General features: G+C 40.0%; 8 protein-coding genes and 1 pseudogene. 6 read left to right on the top strand and 3 right to left on the bottom strand.

What is annotated here, in order from left to right; translation table 11 throughout:
• Both AB685_RS24340 and AB685_RS32440 read right to left on the bottom strand, forming a co-directional pair.
• On the bottom strand, window positions 1-963 hold a 963-nt coding region (locus tag AB685_RS24340; protein WP_047973170.1), incomplete at its 3' end, for a S8 family peptidase.
• 196 nt (window positions 964-1159) lie between these two features.
• Window positions 1160-1294 carry a hypothetical protein gene (locus tag AB685_RS32440; protein ID WP_277814310.1) on the bottom strand — a complete coding sequence of 45 codons (135 nt, stop codon included), beginning with the start codon at window positions 1292-1294 and terminating at the stop codon, window positions 1160-1162.
• A 331-nt stretch (window positions 1295-1625) separates the two neighbouring features.
• Here AB685_RS32440 and AB685_RS24345 point away from each other — a divergent pair, with 331 nt between their 5' ends.
• From AB685_RS24345 to AB685_RS24365, 5 genes are all read left to right on the top strand, one after another.
• Window positions 1626-2300, top strand: a complete 675-nt coding sequence (locus tag AB685_RS24345; RefSeq protein ID WP_047973171.1) for a uracil-DNA glycosylase — start codon at window positions 1626-1628, stop codon at window positions 2298-2300.
• A 223-nt stretch (window positions 2301-2523) separates the two neighbouring features.
• The gene (modA, locus tag AB685_RS24350; RefSeq protein ID WP_047973172.1) at window positions 2524-3279 is read left to right on the top strand and encodes a molybdate ABC transporter substrate-binding protein; all 756 of its coding nucleotides are present in this window, start codon (window positions 2524-2526) and stop codon (window positions 3277-3279) included.
• A gap of 2 nt (window positions 3280-3281) precedes the next feature.
• The gene (modB, locus tag AB685_RS24355) at window positions 3282-3938 is read left to right on the top strand and encodes a molybdate ABC transporter permease subunit (protein WP_047973173.1); all 657 of its coding nucleotides are present in this window, start codon (window positions 3282-3284) and stop codon (window positions 3936-3938) included.
• Between the two features lie 17 nt (window positions 3939-3955).
• Window positions 3956-4783, top strand: coding sequence for an aldo/keto reductase (locus tag AB685_RS24360; RefSeq protein WP_047973174.1), 828 nt, complete (start codon window positions 3956-3958; stop codon window positions 4781-4783).
• Window positions 4784-4851: 68 nt separating this feature from the next.
• Window positions 4852-5901 (top strand): AbrB family transcriptional regulator, encoded by a 1050-nt coding sequence (locus tag AB685_RS24365; protein ID WP_047973175.1) that lies wholly within the window; start codon window positions 4852-4854, stop codon window positions 5899-5901.
• 21 nt (window positions 5902-5922) lie between these two features.
• Here AB685_RS24365 and AB685_RS24370 read toward each other — a convergent pair whose 3' ends face one another.
• Window positions 5923-6591 (bottom strand): spore coat protein, encoded by a 669-nt coding sequence (locus AB685_RS24370; protein WP_047973177.1) that lies wholly within the window; start codon window positions 6589-6591, stop codon window positions 5923-5925.
• Window positions 6592-6906: 315 nt separating this feature from the next.
• Between AB685_RS24370 and AB685_RS24375 the strand changes: the two are divergent.
• Window positions 6907-7363 (top strand): annotated as a pseudogene (locus tag AB685_RS24375) (ammonium transporter); the annotation flags it as partial.

Here is a 7363-nt window from a genome sequence, read left to right on the forward strand (position 1 = left end):
TAACGCGGAAATCATCGGCTCTTCAGTTTTAGAAACGAGCCCAGAGGTTAGTTTGAGAATTCCGCTCCCTTGAGCTCTTCTACTGAAGTTTAGAGAGACGGTTCGTTTAATTAATTGTGCAAATAATTCTGTTTCTGTCAGTGTCCGTTCGAATTCTCTTTCACATTGTTCAATTAAAAGTGCGGCGGCACCTGAGACATGAGGGGTGGCCATAGAAGTACCTGAGAGTACGGCATATCCATTGTTTAAATAAGTGGAGATAATCTCCTCACCAGGAGCTACAAGATCAATGGCACAATTAGTATTACTAAACTCAGAGATTTCTTCATCTAAATTAACTGAACCGACTTGAACCACTTCCGGATAAGCGCCAGGGTAAGCGTACTCATCCGTATCGTGATTCCCGTCTCCTTCATTTCCAGCTGCACAAACGACCAATATATTTTCGTCTACAGCTTGCTTAATGGCTTGGTGAAGCTCAGGTGTATCAATACGTCCACCAAGTGACATTGAAATCACGCGTACTTTTTCATTATTAGGACCTCTCCACTTAATAGCGTGATGAATGCCATCTGTAACCCATTTCGTATCCCCGTATCCTTGTCCGCTTAAAACTTTGATTACAAGCAGCTTCGCTTTTGGAGCGACACCAATAACTCCCTCTCCGTTCTCAGCAGCAGCGACTGTTCCGCATACATGTGTGCCATGTCCATTATAGTCTTCGTAGTTATTCGCTTCTCCGTTATCATCAGTTGTGAAATTGTATCCATCAATAATTTGATCTTTAAATTCAATATGATCGGTGTCACAACCTGTATCAAGCACAGCTACTACCGTACCCTCACCAGAGTATCCAGCCTCCCAAAGAGATGGGGCTTCAATTAACTCGATTCCCGGTGGAACAACCTTAGTATCATTCAGCACTTTTTCGACTTTGAAAGGAATAAGGCTTACTCTACTCAATGTAATTCCCCCTTTAGTTTTAGGTGATTTAATAGAAGAAATGTTGTTAAATGACTCGACATATTTCCAATTTACCCTTACAATATAAATACACTTATATTTTAATTGAAAATTCCGAAAATAATCTGTATAAATTAGTGTAAATTGTATTATACTTTACTCGTAGGCAAAAAATCTTCTCATATAGGCGATTTCCTCAAGGGAATCGTCTTCTCTTTTTAGGTTTCTTTTTTCTGATCTCTTTATAGTGTTTAATTCCTAACATGACGGTAGAGAAGCAAGTGGCAGCAAGAACGAACAACGTCAACAACTGCTCAAGCAACACCATCACAACTATCCCCCCCTTTTTTACAAAAAGAGCCCTACACAGTAGTAAGACGACTGGTAGGACTCATGGTATAAGAGTCTGCATAGGGTGCTTCATATAGGTGCTTCACATTGTAAGGATAAAAATGGAATATATGTCACTTCTGATTGTACCACGTTTGTAAAACTCCCACAATAATAGTTGTATTATTCAGTAAATTACTCCTGTTTCATCTTACAATTCGACAGGAATGTCCTATTACTTTCCTACTAGTGTGTAGGTGAGATGCTTGTCTAACCCGTTTTTCTCCATGTTATACTACCAACAACTAAGTATGACTTGGAGGTTTAAGTCCATGAGTATTTTAAAAAATGACTGGAATGATTTATTGAGTGATCAATTTGAACAATCTTATTATAAAGAGCTAAGGGAGTTTTTAAAAGGTGAGTACCAATCTGAAGTCGTGTACCCATCTATGCATCATCTTTTTGAAGCGTTGCAACTAACATCATATAAAGACACGAAAGTAGTAATTCTAGGGCAAGACCCTTACCACGGAGAAGGGCAAGCTCATGGTCTTAGTTTTTCAGTAAAGCCTGGTGTGAAAATTCCTCCCTCTCTTTTGAACATGTTTAAAGAACTTAAAGAAGATCTAGGGTGCCCCGTTCCTAACAATGGCTATTTAGTACCGTGGGCCGAGCAGGGTGTTCTCTTATTAAATACCGTGCTATCGGTTAGAGGGGGGCAGGCAGCTTCCCATAAAGGAAAGGGATGGGAGTTGTTTACCAACCGGATTATTGATGTATTAAATGAACGAGAGCAGCCGGTCATTTTTGTCCTCTGGGGAAAGCATGCTGAAGCAAAACAAGAACGGATCACACATCATCACCATCGAATCATCACGGCACCTCATCCAAGCCCTTTTTCGGCACACCGTGGTTTTTTTGGAAGTCGTCCCTTTTCAATGATTAATAGAATGCTAGTCGAATTAGGTGAAGAGCCAATCGAGTGGCAACTGCCGAACCTGTAAACGGAACATCCCTTCAATTATTAGTTGAAGGGATGTTTCATCTGGTTAAAAGGATTTATGTAAGAGTTCAAGCAATGAAAGCTCAATTAGGGAAAAGAAGAAAGACTTCAAAAAAATTTTCCAAAAAGGTAGAATAGTATGATGAAGGTAGCTTAGCTTATAAGCACTCGAATATCATTAACCAAGATCTTAAAAACATAAAGGCTAAGGAAAGGGTTCGATTATGAAACAGAGTTTAACTGTACTGATCTTCCTGGCATTATTTAGTGTAATTGGATGCGCGAATGAAGAGGAAGCAACTAAAACTATTTATGTAGCGGCTGCCTCTGATCTGGATCATGCTTTAACAGAAATAGGGGAAGAATTTGCTAAGGAAACAAATGTTGATGTTGTATTTACGTTTGGTTCTACCGGATTGTTGACACAACAAATCCAAGAAGGGGCACCCTTTGACTTATTTGCAGCGGCACATGAATCGTATATTGATCAATTAAATGAGAGCGGTGCAATTGTTTTAGACTCCAAGCAAGTCTATGCAATTGGTCGCAATGTATTGGTTTATTCGGAGGGAGATACTCAATTAGAAGGTGAGCAGAGCCTTACAGATCCTGATATACAAACGATCGCAATTGCGAATCCAGAGCATGCGCCGTATGGAAAAGCAGCTAAGGAAACGTTGGAATCATGGGGGGTATGGGAAGAGCTTCAAGATAAATTAGTATATGCTGAGAATATTAGACAAGCCTATCAATATGTTGAATCTGGAAATGCAGATGCAGGAATCGTTGCTCTTGCCTTAATGAATGAAAGTGAACTACGCTATGATCTAATTGATGAGAAAACGCATAATCAAATTGTCCAAGCTTTAGCGATCCCTAGTACATCTGAAAATCTTGAGCTTAGTCAACAATTTGCAGAATATATGGTGAGTAAAAAAGGAAGAGAAATCCTTAGTGAATATGGATTTGAAGCGCCGTAGTAATGGATACGATTCTTACACCTTTACTTTTATCACTTAGAATATCTGTAGTAGCTACGGGGTTTGCTTTTGTAGTGGGCGTTCTTCTTGCTTGTTGGTTTGCTTTCTATAAGTCTAAACTCACTCAATTACTCTCGATACTAGTGACCATTCCATTAATCGTCCCGCCGACTGTATTAGGCTATTATTTGCTCATCCTTTTAGGGCGCAATAGTACACTCGGTCAATGGGTCGAGAGCCTAACTGGACAGCCGATTATTTTCACCTGGAAGGCCGCTGTTATTGCAGCTGCTATTGCGGCTTTACCCCTTTTAGTTAGACCAATTCAAGCATCATTTGAATCAATTGATGAGGGAATATTGGATGCCGCAAAACTAGATGGAGCTGGACATTGGCAGTTACTAAAATTGATTATTGTTCCTCTCGCTTACAAAGGAATACTCGCAGGCCTCGTATTAGGTTTTGCACGAGCAATGGGTGAATTTGGCGCCACCATTATGGTAGCAGGTAACATCCCAGGTAAAACACAGACTTTATCGATTGCGATTTATGATGCTGTTCAAGCCAACCGAATGATGGATGCTCATTTAATGGTGCTCGCCTTGAGTGCAACAACGATTATCTTTTTAATTCTCTTGTCTAGATTGTACAAATCATAATTATAGGAGTTGATTGTATGAATGTAAAAACAGCCTATACTACCCTTGCAAATGGAGTGAAAATGCCTTGGCTTGGACTAGGAGTCTACAAAGCTGAAGACGGTACAGAGGTAGAAAAAGCAATTCATAGTGCACTTGAGGCAGGATATAGAAGCATTGATACAGCCTCGTTTTATTTTAATGAAGAAGGCGTTGGCAAAGCGATTAAGGAAAGCAATGTTCCAAGGGAAGAGATTTTTGTGACAACAAAAGTGTGGAATGATGATCAAGGGTATGAGGAGACTATTGCAGCGTTTGATAAAAGCATGAGTAAGCTAGGTCTCGATGTGCTTGACTTATACCTTGTTCATTGGCCAGTGGCAGATAAGTTCAAGGAGACATGGCGGGCACTTGAGACATTGTATAAAGCGGGAAAAGTGCGTGCCATTGGTGTGAGTAATTTTCAAGTATCCCATTTAGAAGAGTTAATGGAAACGGCTGAGATTAAACCAATGGTTAATCAAATTGAGTTCCATCCGTATCTTACACAAGATAAAGTCCGTGCTTATTGTAGAGAAAATAAGATCCAAGTTGAGGCATGGCGTCCATTAACTAAAGGAGATATTTTTACGAATTTAACGGTGAAGCAAATTGCTGAAGCCCATGGGAAGACTCCTGCTCAAGTTCTTCTACGTTGGAATATCGAGCATCAAGTGGTCACGATCCCAAAATCAGTTACGCCACAAAGAATCGTCGAAAATAGCTTAATCTTTGATTTTGAGTTATCGGTAGATGAAATTCGACAACTCGACCAGTTAAATCAAGATAAGCGCTACGGTCCGGACCCAGATACATTTGTATTATAATTTGTTTAAAAGCCTTCCGCTCTCTATCGTGAAGGCTTTTAGCTTTATGACTAGGAACGGGGGGCCATATGATGCAAAAGACACTCTTTCTCTTTGTTGCAACAATCGTTGGAGCGATATTCGCCTCGCTGAATGTTCCGGCAGGGTGGTTACTAGGCTCATTATTTACCGGCATTATCTCTGCTTTTTATGTTAAGAAGATCATCTTCTCTGACCAATTATTTAAGATTTCTTTAGCGATTATCGGAGGGAACATTGGATATATGGTCGTACCTGAGCAATTTCTCACCTATCATATGTTGGTTGGTCCTTTTTTSATTACTCTTGTATTAACGATTATTGGAGGGGTCTTATTAGGGCGATTTCTTCTACGCTATTCAGGACTTCACCCAAATACGGCCTTTTTCTGTTGTTTGCCAGGGGGTGCGTCTGAAGTGATCGCGCTTAGCAAAGATTACGGAGCTGATCAACGTCTTGTAGCTGCCTTTCATACGACGAGAATTACGTTATTTGTGCTCTTTATACCTTTTATTGTAGGGCTAAGCCATCCAGTGGTAAATCCAGTTTTCACTTCAACTAATGTTTCCTTAATTAGTGGAGGTTTAGCGATTAGTGCATTAGTGGTCATCGTTTTTTTAACCCTTTGGTTAGGTACGAAAGTGAAATTTCCTGGTTCTGCTTTGTTTTTTGCCATTGCTTTAGGGTTTATTGCTCATCAATGGGTCCTCCCATCCTCAGATATGCCTTTTTTTGTAACAGGGCTGGCTCAAGCATTGATGGGGGCGATTATTGGTATGCGCTTTGATAAAGAAACGTTTCATGAGAWTAAACGTGTAGGGCGTATTAGTGCGGCTACTCTTAGCATGTACTTTTTGATGAGCTTTGGATTAGCGACGATTTYCTTTTTGCTAACACCTATTCATTATTCAACCAGCCTGTTAAGCATTGTACCTGCAGGCGCAGCTGAAATGGCTTCAACTGCCACGGCTTTAGCTATAGAGCCAACCATGGTGGCTACACTTCAGATGTTAAGGGTTCTAGCCTTATTTCTTGCCCTCCCATTTTTAATAAAATGGTTTGCTGTTAAACATATGCCAAAAACCCACCGTGATTCATAATCACAGTGGGTTGCTCTTTGTTTATTGAGTCATTTGTTGGTTAGGTTGAGTTGGGTTTGGAGGCATAGTTGCATTTGGCATTTGCGGCGGTGTAGTCGTTTGTGCAAAAGCCTGTGTCATCATTTGCATATCCTGTYGTTTTAATTGAGGTACTTGATAGTAACCATGCTTGTTTTGGTATAAAAATACTTCATAAGCCATCTCAATCATGTTAGGAACAGTATCAGCCATAATTCGGCGCAATACAGGATTTGTCATCTCAACGGCTGTCATTGCCATTGTAGAGGCAGTTGTTTTAAGAAGACCTAACATATGAGCGGATAAGCCGGCTTCTTTAATTTCAGAAATCGATCGATTGGGCTTTTTGGGTTGTGATGGTGTGAGACCAAATACGACATCGTTGCTTTGTGTCATCTTGTAGACATCGGTTGATTCAGCTGCAGGCTTCGAACCAGTAGAGAAAGCGCCTACAGCTAAATTGTATTGGCTCTCTAGAAATTGATACTGACGATCGAGAATATCAATTAATTCTTGATCTTTCATAAATGAACGGAACATCATATATTGATCCATTACATTGATCATTTCAGCCAGAATTTCATGCGCATCAAACACCTCATGCCCACCGTGGCTCATATTTTGTGGTAACTGGTTGGATTGAATGGTACCTGTTGGTTGTTGTTGATTCATTTGATTCATCTTATGACCTCCCAAAATCATTAGAGGACGAAAAATCCCCTTTTGTTACTCTTTCCCCATTCGGTTTTTTCATCCTGCCTCTTTTAGCTAGTTGATCCTATAACCCCAAAACAGTAAGCGTTTTCAGTGATTTTTCTCYTTTTAAAAACCATGTCAGGATATCTAACAAAACAGTAGATTCTGAAAATTCGGAACGTATAATAGGACTTAACAACAGATGTTAGCTTAGATGACGAAAAACGTCAGCAGAGCACTCAAGACATCATTACTGGTAAATAAACAATACCAAAAGGGGGAGTCAGTACGATGGATGAACTATTTTTGATGAATAACTTATGGGTTATGGTTTGTGCAGTATTAGTTTTGTTGATGCAAGGTGGATTTATTTTACTTGAAGCAGGTTCAACAAGAATGAAGAATGCAGGTCACATCGCAGGGAAGACAGTCTTTACAATCGGGATTGCCTCACTTGTCTTCTGGGCAGTTGGTTACGGATTTATTTACGGTGAAGGGAACTTATTTATTGGATTAAGTGATTTCTTCTTCGGTGATTTTACAACGATGTTCGATGGCTTAGCGGGTTCAGTTGATTTCTTTTTCCAATTAGCATTTGCAGCCATTGCTTTAACAATTGCGTTTGGTGGCTTTGCTGAACGTGCGAAATTATCAGCTTATATCGTCTTTGCTGTTTTATTCTCAGCCTTTGTCTATCCGATCGTTGCACATTGGATTTGGGGTGATGGTTGGTTAGCTGAACTAGGGA

The sequence above is a fragment of the Bacillus sp. LL01 genome, from assembly GCF_001037965.1.

What these genes read in the sequence shown, in the direction of transcription:
- modB (WP_047973173.1), top strand. Translation starts at nt 3,282, where the DNA reads ATGGATACGATTCTTACACCTTTACTTTTATCACTTAGAATATCTGTA.
- AB685_RS24360 (WP_047973174.1), top strand. Translation starts at nt 3,956, where the DNA reads ATGAATGTAAAAACAGCCTATACTACCCTTGCAAATGGAGTGAAAATG.
- AB685_RS24345 (WP_047973171.1), top strand. Translation starts at nt 1,626, where the DNA reads ATGAGTATTTTAAAAAATGACTGGAATGATTTATTGAGTGATCAATTT.
- modA (WP_047973172.1), top strand. Translation starts at nt 2,524, where the DNA reads ATGAAACAGAGTTTAACTGTACTGATCTTCCTGGCATTATTTAGTGTA.